This is a genomic window from Pseudomonas sp. 24 E 13 (genome assembly GCF_900004715.1).
Lineage (GTDB): Bacteria > Pseudomonadota > Gammaproteobacteria > Pseudomonadales > Pseudomonadaceae > Aquipseudomonas > Aquipseudomonas orientalis_A.
This window is the reverse complement of the sequence record NZ_CVTO01000145.1, coordinates 109,399-123,443: the sequence shown is the minus strand read 5'-3', so window position 1 is coordinate 123,443 and position 14,045 is coordinate 109,399. Positions and strand designations below refer to the sequence as shown.

Sequence of the window (14,045 nt, the reverse complement as noted above, 5' to 3'; positions counted from 1 at the left end):
GATCAAGATCAAAAGCAGATCAAGAGCGACTCGCTTCGCATCGTGGTTACGGTTGAGCGCTACAGAGTTGTGTAGATACCTATGCCCCGATGAGGCCCTACTGGTCAACCTTCTCCAACTGCCTCAACACCGCCCTGCGCTGCTCCACCGGCAGCCCTCCCAACGTCTCCACCGCCCCATAGAACTTCACCCAATCCCGCCCTTCCTGCGCAAACAACGCCGCAAACGCCGGTACCCACTGGTCATACAGCCCGAACGGCAGCAGCCGCGCGTTGTTCATCGGCTGGTTGATCCACGCGTCGTAACGCTTGTCACCGCCCCACTGGCTATCGCGCAGGTGGCGGTACTCACGGCGCAGGCGCTCGAACTGCGCGGTCTTGGCCTGGCGCATCACCTCGGCCGCCAATGGCTGGGCGTAAAGGTTTTCCAGGCGTTTGCGGGTAGCGAGAATCAACTGGGTAAACTGGTCGCGCTGCTGCAACGTCGCATCGCTCAGCGGCGCCAGCCCACGGGCGGCGCGCCATTGTCGCGTACCTTCCTGCTCGACAAAGCTGGCAAATGACTCATTGAACTCGGTGTCGTCCTTCACATAGAAGCGCTGATGCGCCAGCTCGTGGAAGATCAGGGTGGCCAGACGTTCATCGCCCCAGTTCATCATCGAACTGATGATCGGGTCATTGAACCAGCCCAGTGTGGAATAGGCTTCGACGCCGCCAATCGACACGTCCATGCCTTGTTGGCGCAGCAATGCCGCCTCGCCGCGCGCGGCGCCCTGGCTGTAGTAGCCGCGATAGGCCACGCAACCGGCGATGGGGAAGCAGTGGTTTTGCGCTGACAGAGAAAATTCCTGCGTGGCGAAGACATTCCACACCACATAGGGTCGACCAATATCGGCATACAGCCGGTAGCTTTGATTGTCGGGCAAGTGCAACTGTTCGCTGGCGAACGCACGGGCCTTCTGGGACTGAAGCAGATGCTCACGCAACCCTTGAGGACGAGCCGGATCGGCGATGACTTCGGCCACCGGTTCCCGCGCCCGCAGCAGTTGCCACTGGCCACTGGCTAACTGGCCGTAGTAACTGACGCTGGAGCAGCCGCTGAGCAGCATCACCAGCAACCCAGGAAGAAAACGCCTGATCATGCCGCGACCGCTCCTGGGTACGCTTGAATCGAATTTGAAGGTTCCACGTGATGGCGTGTTTATACTCAAAATATCTTCTCGCGTTGAGTTCCTGCCATGCGCCAGCTTTTGTACCCCGTCGCCGCCCTGTTGCTCAGCGCTTGCGCATCGACGCCGATCCCGCCTGTCGACCCGCAACAGGCCTGGGTCGATTTCACCACGCCAACCCCGGGCGCCAAACTGGTCATGGCTCAGCGCCTGGACGGGAAATACCTCGAAGACGGGCGCTATTTCCAAATGCCGCCCGGGGCCCACGAACTGATGGTGCGCTTCGACTTCGAAGTGCCCGCCGGAGGAGGGCTGGGGGGGCTGAGCCAGATGATGTATCGAACCTGCTTCATGACCTTGCAGTACGACCATTTCCAGGCCGGCCAACGCTACATACTGGAAGGGCGCTCATTGGCCTTCACGCCCAACATCCGCCTGTACGACCCGGCGCGGCAATTGCTGGCCGAAGAGCGCAGCGTGAACTGCATCTGATCAGTCGTTGTTCTTCTGGTAGATGATGCGCTTGGTGCCGTTTTCGCAGGAACCGACAATCATGGCGCTGTCATGATTCTTGGCTTCTTCGGCGGTGATGATTTCCAGGGTGTAGGACGGGATCGCCTTGGCCTGGATGTTGACTTCGATTTCTTTGCGCAGCTCTTCGCAGTCTTTTGGCGCGGCCATGGCCGAAGTGGCCAATACGCCGCAGATGACCGCCAAAGCAAAACGTTTCATGTGTGTAGCTCCCTGAATGCATTGCGCACGGGTGTGCGTCTAGGCTGCATAGGCTATAGGACCACATTTATGAAACACGAGTTCTGATTTAACGCAGAACAAAATGTAGGAGGGGACTTGCTCCCGATAGCGGTGGATCAGCTAAATTTCTTCGGCTGACCCACCGCTATCGGGGGCAAGCCCCCTTCCACACTGTCCAGGGGTTAGTTCAGGAGCGTGGCATCCAGGGTGATGGTTGCATTCAGCACTTTGGACACTGGGCACCCTTCCTTGGCCTTTTTGCTCAGTTCGTCGAACTGCGCCTGGCTGGCGCCTGGAATCTTGGCTTTAAGCACCAGGTGCACAGCGGTAATCGCAAAACCGCCCTCGACCTGGTCGAGCGTCACCTGGGCTTCGGTGTCGATGCTGTCAGCCTTAAGGCCTGCGTCGCCGAGAATCATGGAGAACGCCATGGAGAAGCAGCCGGCGTGGGCCGCACCAATCAGTTCTTCAGGGTTGGTGCCCTTGCCGCCTTCGAAGCGGGCCTTGAAGCCATAGGGCGCTTCGCGCAGCACGCCGGTCTCGGTGGAAATCGAACCCAGGCCAGTCTTCAGATCGCCTTCCCAATGCGCGGATGCCTTTTTAACGATACTCATAGCTTTCTCCTCGAACGGTGATTTTGCGTCAGTAAGGTTCTGAGGATAGACGCCGTCGCAAAGTTCATCTTGTCGGAAAGACCTACCAAATAAGTAGGAAATTTCATGGCTGCTATTGAATCTCGGGTATATGCCCTCATTGCATAGACCATGCACATGAAGCGGCAGGTTTTGGTTCGTCTAAGAAGCCTGCGCCCCTATTGGAGAAGCAGGCTATGAAATCGCTGTCCGACGTGAAGTTCTCGACCCTCGACCTGGTGCCCGTACGCGCCAACGGCAGTGCGGCGCAATCGTTACGCAATTCTCTGGACCTTGCCCAGCACGTGGAAAAGCTCGGCTATAACCGTTTCTGGGTGGCTGAGCACCACAATATGGACGGTATTGCCAGCTCGGCTACCTCGGTATTGCTGGGTTACCTGGCCGGTGGGACCTCGACTATCCGCGTCGGCTCCGGCGGGGTGATGCTGCCCAACCACGCGCCGCTGGTGATCGCCGAGCAGTTCGGCACCCTGGAGAGCCTGTACCCTGGCCGTATCGACCTGGGCCTGGGCCGCGCGCCCGGTTCCGATCAGATGACCGCCCGCGCCCTGCGCCGTGAACGCTCCGGCAGCGCGGACGACTTCCCGCAAGACGTGGCCGAACTGATGGCCTATCTCGGCCCGCGTACGCCCGATCAGCGGGTGATCGCAGTCCCGGGCACCGGCACCAACGTGCCGGTATGGTTGCTGGGCTCGAGCCTGTTCAGTGCGCAATTGGCTGGTGAACGTGGCTTGCCCTACGCCTTCGCCTCACATTTCGCACCGCGCCTGATGCATGAGGCGGTTCGGGTGTACCGCAATCACTTCAAGCCTTCGGCGGCGCTGGACAAGCCCTACGTGATGCTCGGCATTCCGCTGGTCGCCGCTGACACCGACGAACAGGCCGACTACCTGGCCACCTCGGTGTACCAGCGCATCCTCGCGCTGATGCGCGGGCAAAGCCTGGTGCAGCGTCCACCGGTAAAAACCATGGACGGCCTGTGGCTGCCCCACGAGAAAGAAGCGGTGGGCAGTTTCCTCGGCCTGGCGATGGTGGGCAGCCCGGCGAAGATCCGTGCCAAACTGGAGGTGCTGATTGAACAGACCGGCGCCGACGAACTGATCTTTACCTGCGACCTGTATGAGCACGCCGACCGGATTCATTCCTACGAGCTGCTGGCGCAGGTGATGAAGGGCTAAACCCCAGGCGAAAAAAAAACCGACGCGCCTGCGTCGGTTTTTTATGTCTGCAACACGGGATTAACCGCGCTTGTAGACGATTTCCTTGGTGCCGCCTTCGCAACTGCCAATCACTTGGCCATCGGCGGCAGCGCCTTTATCCACAACATCCAGCGAATAGTGCTGAACGCCCTTGGCATCAAGCTTTGCCGCGAGTTCGCCTTTGAGCTCTTCACAAGGCTTGCCCGCCGCCAGGGCCGTGCCTGCAATGCTCAACAAACCTACCGCCAACAGAAACTTCTTCATCCGATACTTTCCTTGCGCTGGTCGAAAAGAGCATGCCGACGCTCAGGGCGTCGGCATGCATTGGGTGTAGCGCAGGTTATGGCAATCGGCCAGCGGTCAAAGTTCCGCGCGCCCGATCAACTACTGGCAATTCGGAATCCCACCTTCAGGGTGACCTGATAGTGCGCGACCTTGCCATCCTCGATATGCCCACGGGTTTCAGTCACTTCAAACCATTCCAGATGCTTGAGGCTTTTGCTGGCTTCGGCCAGGGCATTCTGGATCGCATCTTCGATGGTGGTGGTGGATGAGCCCACCAATTCGACTTTCTTGTAGGTGTGATGTTCGCTCATGGTGTTTCTCCTGTAGGTCGTCAATCAAGACTAGCAGTGAATATTCGTACTGCTTGAGGCGACCGCTCGGCCACGAAAGTTCAGATTTAATGCACTTTCTGAAACGGCCGCAGTCGGTATCTACACACGCCACTCAATCACTTCAGGAGATGTCCAAATGGCCAACACTTCTTTACGCAAAGCGTCGCTGGAAAGCATGGAAGCCGAGATTTCGAGCCTGCTCAAATCCCTCGAGAGCCTCAAGGACGACGCATCCGATGAGTCGCGCAAAACGCTGAAGGCCCTGAAAAGCAATGCCGAGAATGCCCTCAAGCACTCGCGCCACCTGATCAGCGACGCGTACGAAGAAAGCAAAGTCAAAATCCGCGAAACCGGCGTTGCCACTCGCGATTACGCACAAGAGCACCCATGGACCACCGCCGGCGTTGCCGTCGGTGCTCTGGGTCTGCTGGCAGCCTACCTGCTGTGCAAACGCGGCGACTAAACAGGTTGGCGCGCCAGCTCAGCCTTGAGCCACTGCGCCAATTGCCCAGCGCGCCCATCTGCGGCGCGCTTGGGTAGCCACAACGCCAGGTGCGCCGGGGTTTCACTGAAGCCCCACGGCGCCACCAGGCGACCCGCACGCAGGTCCTCCGCCACCAGCGGTTGTGGCGCAATCGCCACGCCCAGTCCTGCCACCGCCGCTTCCAGCAAATAATACAAATGTTCAAAACCCTGGCCGAGTTTCAGCGCGTCGGGCTCGATCCCGTGTTGCTGCGCCCAACTGGGCCAGGCTTGCGGACGCGACGTGGTGTGTAAGAGAGGTTCGCCACGCAAGGCTTGGGCCGGTGCCTGGCGCAGGCGCTCATAGCCGGCGAAGCGTGGACTCATGACGGCGCCGATGCGCTCGCTGGCCAGCTCGAATACCTGCATATCCGCCGGCCAAGGCGGCTCGGCGAATACCAGCAGGGCATCAAGGCCGGGGCGCCTGGGGTCGAGGTCGCCGTCACCGGCAGACAGGTGCAGACGCAAGTCCGGCAAGTCAGCATTCAAGCGCCCCAGACGCGGTATCAACCAGCGCGCCAGCAAGCTGCCCGAGCATCCCAGTACGAAGGGCGCGTCGGCGCTGCGCTGGGTGAGTTCGGCACACACATCGCGCAGACGCTCGAACGCCTCGGCGCTGGCATCGCGTAACCTTGCCCCTGCATCTGTGAGTTTAAGGCCGCGTCCCTCCTTGACGAACAGGCTGACGCCCAAGTGTTCTTCCAGCACTTTCAATTGGCGACTGACTGCGCCATGGGTGACATGCAAGTGCTCCGCAGCCTGGCTGACGCTGCTGAGGCGGGCAGTGACTTCAAAGGCGCGCAGCGCATTGAGTGGTGGAAGGTCTCGGCTCATCTGTGAGTTTTCCTGACAGGTTACGGCGATCTTATCGGTTTTCAGCCCAGAGCGGCAGGGGTAGAGTGGTGCTCATTATTTCCCACACCCCTTTCTTTCCTGGAGCGTCCCATGACTCAGTCCCAGACCGACCTGCGCAACGGCCCTGACGTCAACGGCCTGTTTGGTGCGTTCGGCGGCCGCTACGTCGCTGAAACCCTGATGCCGTTGATCCTCGAGCTGGCCCGTGAATACGAAGCGGCCAAGATCGATCCGGCGTTCAACGAGGAATTGGCCTACTTCCAGCGCGATTACGTCGGGCGTCCAAGCCCGCTGTACTTCGCTGAACGCCTGACCGAATTCTGCGGCGGCGCCAAGATCTACCTCAAGCGCGAAGAGCTGAACCACACCGGCGCGCACAAGATCAATAACTGCATCGGCCAGATCCTGCTGGCGCGGCGCATGGGCAAGAAACGCATCATCGCCGAGACCGGCGCCGGCATGCACGGCGTGGCCACTGCCACCGTCGCCGCGCGCTTTGGCCTGCAATGCGTGATCTACATGGGCACCACCGACATCGAGCGCCAACAGGCCAACGTGTTTCGCATGAAGCTGCTGGGCGCCGAAGTGATCCCGGTGGTCGCCGGCACCGGCACCCTGAAGGACGCGATGAACGAGGCCCTGCGTGACTGGGTCACCAATGTCGACAGCACCTTCTACCTGATCGGCACCGTGGCCGGCCCGCACCCTTACCCGGCCATGGTGCGCGATTTCCAGGCCGTGATCGGCAAGGAAACCCGCGACCAATTGCAAGCCCAGGAAGGCCGCCTGCCGGACAGCCTGGTGGCGTGCATCGGCGGCGGCTCCAATGCCATGGGCTTGTTCCACCCGTTCCTGGATGACACCAGCGTCGAGATCATCGGCGTTGAAGCGGCCGGTCATGGCATCGAAACCGGCAAGCACGCCGCCAGCCTCAATGGCGGGGTGCCCGGCGTACTGCACGGCAACCGCACCTTCCTGCTGCAGGACGATGACGGCCAGATCATCGACGCACACTCGATTTCCGCAGGCCTGGACTACCCCGGCATCGGCCCTGAGCACGCCTGGTTGCACGACATCGGCCGTGTCCAGTACACCTCGGTGACGGACGATGAAGCCCTCGATGCTTTCCACAAATGCTGCCGCCTCGAAGGGATCATTCCGGCGCTGGAAAGCGCGCACGCCCTGGCCGAAGTATTCAAACGCGCACCGACCCTGCCCAAGGAGCACCTGATGGTGATCAACCTGTCCGGCCGAGGCGACAAAGACATGCAGACCGTCATGCACCATATGGAACAGTCCCAGCAGGAGAAACATTGATGAGCCGCCTGCAAACGCGCTTCGCGCAACTCAAAGAGCAGAACCGCGCCGCCCTGGTGACCTTCGTCACCGCCGGCGACCCGGGCTATGACGCCTCGCTGGCCATCCTCAAAGGCCTGCCCGCTGCCGGAGCCGACGTGATCGAGTTGGGCATGCCCTTCACCGACCCGATGGCCGATGGCCCGGCCATCCAATTGGCCAACATCCGCGCGCTGGAGGCCAGGCAGAACCTGGCGAAAACCCTGCAGATGGTCCGCGAGTTCCGCAAAGACAACAACGACACGCCCCTGGTGTTGATGGGCTACTTCAACCCGATCCACAAGTACGGTGTCCCGCAATTCATCACCGACGCCAAGGAAGCGGGCGTAGACGGGCTGATCGTGGTGGACATGCCGCCTGAACATAACGGCGAACTGTGCGATCCGGCCCAGGCGGCGGGTATCGACTTTATCCGCCTGACCACGCCGACCACTGATGACGCACGCCTGCCGACGGTGCTCAACGGCAGCTCCGGCTTTGTGTACTACGTGTCGGTAGCGGGCGTGACCGGTGCCGGCGCGGCCACCCTGGAGCACGTCGAAGAAGCCGTGAGCCGCTTGCGTCGCCATACCGACCTGCCGATCAGTATAGGCTTCGGCATCCGTACACCGCAGCAAGCGGCGGCCATCGCGCGCCTGGCGGACGGGGTGGTGGTGGGGTCTGCACTGATCGATCACATCGCCAACGCCGACAGCCACCAGCAAGCGATCGATGGCGTATTGAGCCATTGCGCGGCGCTGTCCGAAGGCGTGCGCAACGCACGTCGGTAACTGCACCGGTCCGGATTCTTGCGCTAGGCTTGTGGGGGTGACATGCCGTCACCCCCAAAAGCACTTCATGCCTCTTGTCGTCTAACCGCCTCTGCAAGCCCCCCGCAGTTCTTGCCCCCCGGTTGTTAAGTTAGCTGCATCAGAAGTCATCCCTGGCTCTTAAGGAGTACATCATGGCATTTGATCTCATCACGTCTTCAGACCCCCGTCATTCCACCCTGCAGAAAGGCTTCAACCTGCGCTGGCCGTTGGGCAATGTGCAGGGCGAATCGTCGCCCAATGGCGCCAGCCGCATCTACCTCTGCCACAGTACCCAGGACATCGTCGACGCCGCCGCCGAAGCGCTGGCGATCACCCACGGACGTATAACGGTTCGAAGCGGTGGTCACTGTTACGAAGGTTTCGTCTCCAACAAAATGCCCGGCAACAGCGACGAGGTGTTATCGATCCTGGATATCAGCCCGCTGAATCAGATGGTCTACGCCGCCGATGGGCAACTGGCTTCCGACCTGGTCCCCGCGCGGCCCGAGCGCTACAGCTTTCGCCTGGAGGCCGGTGCGCAGAATTGGGACGCCTACGTCAGGTTGTACAAGCTGGCCAATAAGACACTGCCGGGCGGCTCATGCTATTCGGTCGGCCTGGGCGGGCATATCTGCGGGGGCGGCTATGGGTTGCTGTCACGCAAGCATGGCCTGGTGTGCGATTGGCTGCACGGTGTGGATATGTTGGTGCCCAATGCACAGGGCACCGGCCTGACCCCCGTGCATGTCTCGCGAGACAGCACAGACCCTGACGAGCTCGACCTCTTCGCGGCCTGCTGCGGCGCCGGTGGCGGTCAGTTCGGCATCATCACCAGCTACTATTTCAAGGCATTACCCGAGGCGCCGAAGGAAGTGCTCTGGCTGGTGCTGCAATGGGATTGGTCCCTGCTGACCGATAAGTCCAGGCTCGACAACCTGCTTATCGCCTATCAGAACTGGTTCGCCCTCAACCAAAGCAATCCCGATACGTGGGGGTTGGCGACCAAACTGGAGATGCGCCATCCGCACACCGGTAATGTGACCCTGGGCATTCACTACGTCGATCGCGACGGAGGGCTGAAAGACCAGGCGCCCTTTGAAGATTTCGTCGCAAAAATGCTCGATGCCATTGGCCTGCCCGCGACGGAATGCCTTGTACCGTTTTACGTTGTGCCTATGCCAAGCGGCGGCGCCAGTGGACGCGCCATCAAAGCATTGCCCGACGCATTGGCCGCGACGCGACGCCTGGATTGGCTGGTGTGCCAGCAAACCTTGAATGGTTCAGGGGACAATCTGCGCGGGCGCTACAAGTCGGCCTATCAGAAGGGCGAATTCACCCCTCAGGTGCTCCAGGCGATCTGGGACACGCTGCACTGGGACGACCCCGATCAATACCTGACCCAGAGCCTGATACAAATCCAGTCGTTTGGCGGGCGCATCAACGAGGCCACACCGGCGGTTCGCAAGGAGTCGTCGGCCTCACAGCGCTCGTCCTATCTGAAGTGGCAACCGCAGTGCTATTGGCAGGAGGCCGGCGAGGCGGCGGACCAGGCCCACGCCCGATGGATTCAGGGACTGTTTTTCCAGGCGTTTGCCAATGACCAGGGGGTGCCCCTCAATGACCAGTTCGAGGGTTGCTATATCAACTACCCGGACCTGGACATGACTCATGAGGACGGCAACCCGGCCAGGCCGAAAAACCCCTACTGGTACAAGATTTTCGTCCCCGACCTCATGATCGAAAGCCGCCTGCGCCGCACCAAGCGGCATTGGGACCCGCACAACGTGTTCCGTAACGAGATGTCCGTGCCGTGAACAGGTAAGGAAGGCGACCTCAGGGTCGCCTTGTTTCACAGCTCAATCCGCTCGACCTTGCCCACCAGCAGCACGTAGGAAAGCGCGCCAAGCAGCGCCAGCACCGCGATATAGGTAATGGCCGGCGCAAACGAATCACCGCTGGCAAGAAATCCAATCACGATCGGCGTAGCAATCGCCGACAGGTTGCCGATGAAGTTGAACACGCCACCGGTCAGCCCCAACAAACGAGCAGGTGCCAGCGTGGATACCAGCGACCAGGTGATCGACGCCAGCCCATTGCCGAAGAACGCCAGCGCCAGGAATGCGATCACCCAGGCGGTGGAGTCCACGTAGTTGGCGCCGATGATCGCGGTGGAAATCAGCAGCCCGCCGATGATCGGCAACTTGCGCGCAAAGCCTACCGACGCGCCCCGGCGAATCAGCCAGTCGGAAAAAATCCCGGAGCACAGAACACCGACGAACGCCGCCAGAAACGGCAGTGAGGCGAGCAGACCGGACTTGATGAAGTCCATACCGCGATACTTCACCAGATAGGTCGGGAACCAGGTCAGGAAAAACCACAGGGTGGAATTCAGGCAGAACTGCCCAAGGTAGATGCCCCACAACTTGCGCTTGCTCAGCACAATGCCCAGGTCAACCCAGCTGAACGGTGCCTTGCTGGCTTTTTCCTGCATATCCACCAGGCCACCGCCGTCACGGATCAACTGGATTTCCGCCGCGTTGGCGCCCTTGAAATCCTTGGGCTCGCGGTACACCGCGTACCAGATCAGCGCCCATAAAATGCCGACGCCACCGGTGGCGACGAACACCATGTGCCAGCCGAATGCATGTTGCAGCCAGGCCAGCACGGGGGTGAGAAACGCCAGCCCGACGAACTGCCCGGAGGTGTAGACGCCAATCGCCGTGGCGCGCTCGCGCTCGGGAAACCAGGTGGTCACGACCCGGCTGTTGATCGGGTAGGCCGGGGCCTCCAGGGCACCGACGGCCATGCGCAACACAAACAACGCAATGAAGCTGGCGGCAAAGCCGAGCATGACGGTGGCGATGGACCACAGCAGCAGGGCGGCGGTGTAGAGAATGCGCGGGGGCACACGGTCGACCAACCAGCCGCCAGGGATCTGCATCGCGGCGTAGGTCCAGCCGAACGCCGAGAAAATCAGCCCGACATGGACCGGGTCAATGCCCAGCTCGCTGGTCAGCGCGGGAGCGGCAATCGACAGGTTGCTGCGGTCGAGGTAGTTGATCACCACGGTGATGAACAGCAGCACCATGATGAAGAAGCGCTTTCGGCTGGGCGTGACTACAGAAGCCTGTCCGGTGAGGGATTCAGGGTGCATGGGGAGGTGCCTCTTCTTGTGTTTATTGAGGACAGAAATGAGACTGGCTGACGAAACCGAATCAAATGTGGGAGGGGGCTTGCCCCCGATGGCGGTGGAACAGCCAATACATCGGTGGATGACACACCGCAATCGGGGGCAAGCCCCCTCCCACATTTTTACCGCGTTTCTTCAGGGCGACATCACCACTCGGCGAAACTGCCGTCGGCATGGCGCCAGATCGGGTTGCGCCAGCGGTGGCCGATGGCCGCGCGCTCGACCACGTATTCCTCGTTGATCTCGATGCCCAGGCCCGGCCCGTTGGGGATCTTCACAAAGCCCTGGTCATAGTCGAATACGCCCGGGTCGCGCACATAATCGAGCAGGTCGTTGCTCTCGTTGTAATGGATGCCCAGGCTCTGTTCCTGGATAAACGCGTTGTAGCACACCGCGTCCAATTGCAGACACGCCGCCAGGGCAATCGGGCCCAGCGGGCAGTGCAGGGCCAGGGCCACGTCGTAGGCTTCGGCCATGTTGGCGATCTTGCGGGTTTCGGTGATGCCGCCGGCGTGGGACGCATCCGGCTGAATGATGTCGACATAGCCTTCACTGAGCACGCGCTTGAAATCCCAGCGCGAGAACAGGCGCTCGCCCAGGGCAATCGGGGTGCTGGTCAGGGGGGCCAGTTCCTTGAGGGCTTCGTAGTTTTCGCTGAGCACCGGTTCTTCGATGAACATCAGCTTGTACGGGTCCAGTTCCTTCATCAGCACCTTGGCCATGGGCTTGTGCACGCGGCCATGAAAATCGACGCCAATGCCGACATTAGGGCCGACCGCATCGCGCACGGCAGCGACGTTGGCCAGGGCCAGGTCGACTTTTTCGAAGCTGTCGACGAACTGCAGCTCTTCGGTGCCGTTCATTTTCACCGCAGTGAAACCACGGGCCACAGCCTCTTTGGCCGCGCGGGCCGTGTCGGCCGGGCGGTCGCCACCAATCCACGAATACACACGGATCTTGTCACGCACCTGGCCGCCCAGCAGGTCGCTGACGGACACGCCCAGGGCCTTGCCCTTGATGTCCCACAACGCCTGGTCGATACCGGCGAGGGCGCTCATGTGCACAGCGCCACCGCGGTAGAAACCGCCGCGATAGAGCACGGTCCAGATGTCTTCGATATTGCGTGGGTCTTTGCCGATCAGGTAGTCGGACAATTCTTCAACGGCAGCGGCCACGGTGTGGGCGCGACCCTCAACCACGGGCTCACCCCAGCCGGTGACGCCCTGGTCGGTTTCGACCTTGAGGAAGCACCAGCGCGGCGGGACGATGAAGGTCGTCAGTTTGGTGATTTTCATCTGTTGTCTCTCTTATAGATGCAGCGCCAGCAGGCGCGGAACTTGAACTCAGCTCAGGGCTTTCCAGGCCGCGACATAAGCCTGGGCGCGGCTCGCAACCTGCTCTACGCTCATACCCGGTTTGAACAATCCGGAGCCCAGCCCGAAGCCCTTGGCGCCGGCGTCGGTGAACACTTGCATGTTGTCCGGCGTGATACCGCCCACCGGCAGCAGCAACGTGCCCGCCGGCAATACCGCAAGCCACGCCTTGATCACCGCCGGGGCCATTTGCTCGGCCGGGAACAGCTTCAATACGTCGGCGCCTTCGGCCAGTGCGGCAAAGGCTTCGGTCGGCGTGGCGACGCCCGGCGACAGATACAGGCCCGCCGCTTTCGCCGCCCGCAATACCTTGGCATCGCTGTGGGGCATCACGATCACCTGGCCGCCGGCGGCCTTGACCTGCTCGACCTGCTCGGGCGTCAGCACCGTACCGGCACCAATCAGGCAATCGGCGGGCAGGCTGTCGCGCAGGGTGCGGATGCTGGTGTAGGGGTCCGGCGAGTTAAGCGGTACTTCGATGACGCGAAAACCGGCCTGGTACAGCGCCTGGCCGACGGCTTCGGCTTCGTCCGGGCGCACGCCGCGCAGAATCGCGATCAGACCGTTTTGTGCGAGTGCTGTTTTAAGCATGTCAGGCCTCCGTTACAGGTTGAGTGAGCCCGGCCGCCACGGCCAGTTGCCACAAACCGCGCTCGCTGGCGGCCTGCGCCAGGCTGACGTCGGTGAAGCCGCACAGCGCGAGGGCACGTTGATAGCGAGCGCAGAGGGGGGCGGCACCGACCAGGACGATCGGCTTGGGTTTTGCGCTGTCGGGTAAACCGGCCAGTTCATGACCGATCAGCAGGCCGGACAGGTAGTCGGGCTGCTGCTCGGGCGTCAGTTGGGCAGTCAGGCCAAGGGTGCGGGCACTGAACAGCGTCGAGAGCACGCCGCGCCGGCCATCTGCCGAAAGAGCCACATGCACGCCGCGGTCAAACGCCTCGGTCTGGAAATGTTCCGATGATTGCTGGGTACGCCCCAGGATGCTGTGCTGGCTCAAGACGGCGAACAGCTCACCGGTCATGAAGGTGTCGAAGTGAGTGATACAGCCTTCGACGACCTCGACCCATTTGGAATGGCTGCCCGGCAGGCCAATCAATACGTCGCTCGCAAGCCCGTGCAGCACACCGAGCACCTGGGTTTCTTCGCCGCGCATCACATTGGGCAGGCCGACCTGTTCGATCACGCCCGGCACGATATGCACATCAACCCCACGCACGCTGCGCACCTTATGCAGCGCCTGCCCCAGGCTCGCCACATCCACCGGGGTGTTGCGGTAAGCCGCTTCGCTCCAGCCCTGTGCGCTGCCGACCATGCCGCAGGCAATCACCGGCAGGTCGGGCTGGGCGTCGAGCCAGTCCCCACAGGCGCTATCGAAGGCCAGCTCGAAACCATTGCTGCAGCGCACGCCTGCAATGTCACGCGGTTCGCTGGGCAAATGCATGATGCCCGACGCCAGTGAGCGTTGTTCCAGCACCACGCCGGCGGGGCCTAGTTTGTAAGCACGAAGGGAGCTGGTTCCCCAATCGAGCGCGATCAATTGCGCCTGCATCGCTTCACCTGAAATG

The 14,045-nt window shown here is 61.4% G+C and carries 16 protein-coding genes; 6 read left to right on the top strand and 10 right to left on the bottom strand.

Annotated features, from left to right (window positions below; translation table 11 throughout):
* Positions 1 to 97: 97 nt before the first annotated feature.
* The gene (locus BFP90_RS20445; RefSeq protein ID WP_065897846.1) at positions 98 to 1,141 is read right to left on the bottom strand and encodes an aminopeptidase; all 1,044 of its coding nucleotides are present in this window, start codon (positions 1,139 to 1,141) and stop codon (positions 98 to 100) included.
* A gap of 96 nt (positions 1,142 to 1,237) precedes the next feature.
* On the opposite strand from BFP90_RS20445, the gene BFP90_RS20440 reads away from it, so the two are divergent.
* Positions 1,238 to 1,660: a PA0061/PA0062 family lipoprotein gene (locus BFP90_RS20440; RefSeq protein WP_065895258.1), complete on the top strand. Its 423-nt coding sequence runs from the start codon at positions 1,238 to 1,240 to the stop codon at positions 1,658 to 1,660.
* Here BFP90_RS20440 and BFP90_RS20435 read toward each other — a convergent pair whose 3' ends face one another.
* Both BFP90_RS20435 and BFP90_RS20430 read right to left on the bottom strand, forming a co-directional pair.
* Positions 1,661 to 1,900 (bottom strand): DUF1161 domain-containing protein, encoded by a 240-nt coding sequence (locus tag BFP90_RS20435; RefSeq protein ID WP_065886747.1) that lies wholly within the window; start codon positions 1,898 to 1,900, stop codon positions 1,661 to 1,663. It lies immediately after the preceding gene.
* A gap of 203 nt (positions 1,901 to 2,103) precedes the next feature.
* Complete coding sequence (locus BFP90_RS20430; RefSeq protein ID WP_065886746.1) at positions 2,104 to 2,535, bottom strand: OsmC family protein; 432 nt, start codon at positions 2,533 to 2,535, stop codon at positions 2,104 to 2,106.
* A gap of 215 nt (positions 2,536 to 2,750) precedes the next feature.
* Between BFP90_RS20430 and BFP90_RS20425 the strand changes: the two genes are divergently transcribed.
* Positions 2,751 to 3,752 carry an LLM class flavin-dependent oxidoreductase gene (locus BFP90_RS20425; protein WP_065897845.1) on the top strand — a complete coding sequence of 334 codons (1,002 nt, stop codon included), beginning with the start codon at positions 2,751 to 2,753 and terminating at the stop codon, positions 3,750 to 3,752.
* Positions 3,753 to 3,812: 60 nt separating this feature from the next.
* Here the strand turns inward: BFP90_RS20425 and BFP90_RS20420 are convergent, their stop codons facing one another.
* Both BFP90_RS20420 and BFP90_RS20415 read right to left on the bottom strand, forming a co-directional pair.
* Positions 3,813 to 4,037 (bottom strand): DUF1161 domain-containing protein, encoded by a 225-nt coding sequence (locus tag BFP90_RS20420; RefSeq protein WP_065895256.1) that lies wholly within the window; start codon positions 4,035 to 4,037, stop codon positions 3,813 to 3,815.
* 116 nt (positions 4,038 to 4,153) lie between these two features.
* A complete protein-coding gene (locus BFP90_RS20415; protein WP_065886743.1) occupies positions 4,154 to 4,369 on the bottom strand; it encodes a dodecin in 216 nt (71 codons plus the stop codon).
* Positions 4,370 to 4,526: 157 nt separating this feature from the next.
* On the opposite strand from BFP90_RS20415, the gene BFP90_RS20410 reads away from it, so the two are divergent.
* Positions 4,527 to 4,853, top strand: a complete 327-nt coding sequence (locus BFP90_RS20410; RefSeq protein WP_003170746.1) for a DUF883 family protein — start codon at positions 4,527 to 4,529, stop codon at positions 4,851 to 4,853.
* Here the strand turns inward: BFP90_RS20410 and BFP90_RS20405 are convergent.
* Entirely contained in the window at positions 4,850 to 5,746 is an 897-nt protein-coding gene (locus tag BFP90_RS20405; protein ID WP_065897844.1) for a LysR family transcriptional regulator, read from the bottom strand. The genes BFP90_RS20410 and BFP90_RS20405 overlap by 4 nt on opposite strands.
* Before the next feature lie 111 nt (positions 5,747 to 5,857).
* Between BFP90_RS20405 and trpB the strand changes: the two genes are divergently transcribed.
* From trpB to BFP90_RS20390, 3 genes are all read left to right on the top strand, one after another.
* Positions 5,858 to 7,084, top strand: coding sequence for a tryptophan synthase subunit beta (gene trpB, locus BFP90_RS20400; RefSeq protein ID WP_065886741.1), 1,227 nt, complete (start codon positions 5,858 to 5,860; stop codon positions 7,082 to 7,084).
* The gene (gene trpA, locus BFP90_RS20395) at positions 7,084 to 7,893 is read left to right on the top strand and encodes a tryptophan synthase subunit alpha (RefSeq protein ID WP_065897843.1); all 810 of its coding nucleotides are present in this window, start codon (positions 7,084 to 7,086) and stop codon (positions 7,891 to 7,893) included. Before trpB ends, trpA begins: the two co-directional genes overlap by 1 nt.
* Positions 7,894 to 8,066: 173 nt before the next feature.
* Positions 8,067 to 9,728, top strand: a complete 1,662-nt coding sequence (locus tag BFP90_RS20390) for an FAD-dependent oxidoreductase (RefSeq protein WP_065897842.1) — start codon at positions 8,067 to 8,069, stop codon at positions 9,726 to 9,728.
* A gap of 35 nt (positions 9,729 to 9,763) precedes the next feature.
* Here the strand turns inward: BFP90_RS20390 and BFP90_RS20385 are convergent, their stop codons facing one another.
* The 4 genes from BFP90_RS20385 to BFP90_RS20370 form a co-directional block, all read right to left on the bottom strand.
* Positions 9,764 to 11,068 carry an MFS transporter gene (locus tag BFP90_RS20385; protein ID WP_065897841.1) on the bottom strand — a complete coding sequence of 435 codons (1,305 nt, stop codon included), beginning with the start codon at positions 11,066 to 11,068 and terminating at the stop codon, positions 9,764 to 9,766.
* 182 nt (positions 11,069 to 11,250) lie between these two features.
* Positions 11,251 to 12,399, bottom strand: coding sequence for a galactonate dehydratase (gene dgoD / locus BFP90_RS20380; RefSeq protein WP_003187297.1), 1,149 nt, complete (start codon positions 12,397 to 12,399; stop codon positions 11,251 to 11,253).
* 48 nt (positions 12,400 to 12,447) lie between these two features.
* A complete protein-coding gene (locus BFP90_RS20375) occupies positions 12,448 to 13,068 on the bottom strand; it encodes a 2-dehydro-3-deoxy-6-phosphogalactonate aldolase (protein ID WP_065897840.1) in 621 nt (206 codons plus the stop codon).
* Between the two features lies 1 nt (position 13,069).
* Entirely contained in the window at positions 13,070 to 14,029 is a 960-nt protein-coding gene (locus BFP90_RS20370; protein WP_065886735.1) for a 2-dehydro-3-deoxygalactonokinase, read from the bottom strand.
* Between the last annotated feature and the right edge of the window lie 16 nt (positions 14,030 to 14,045).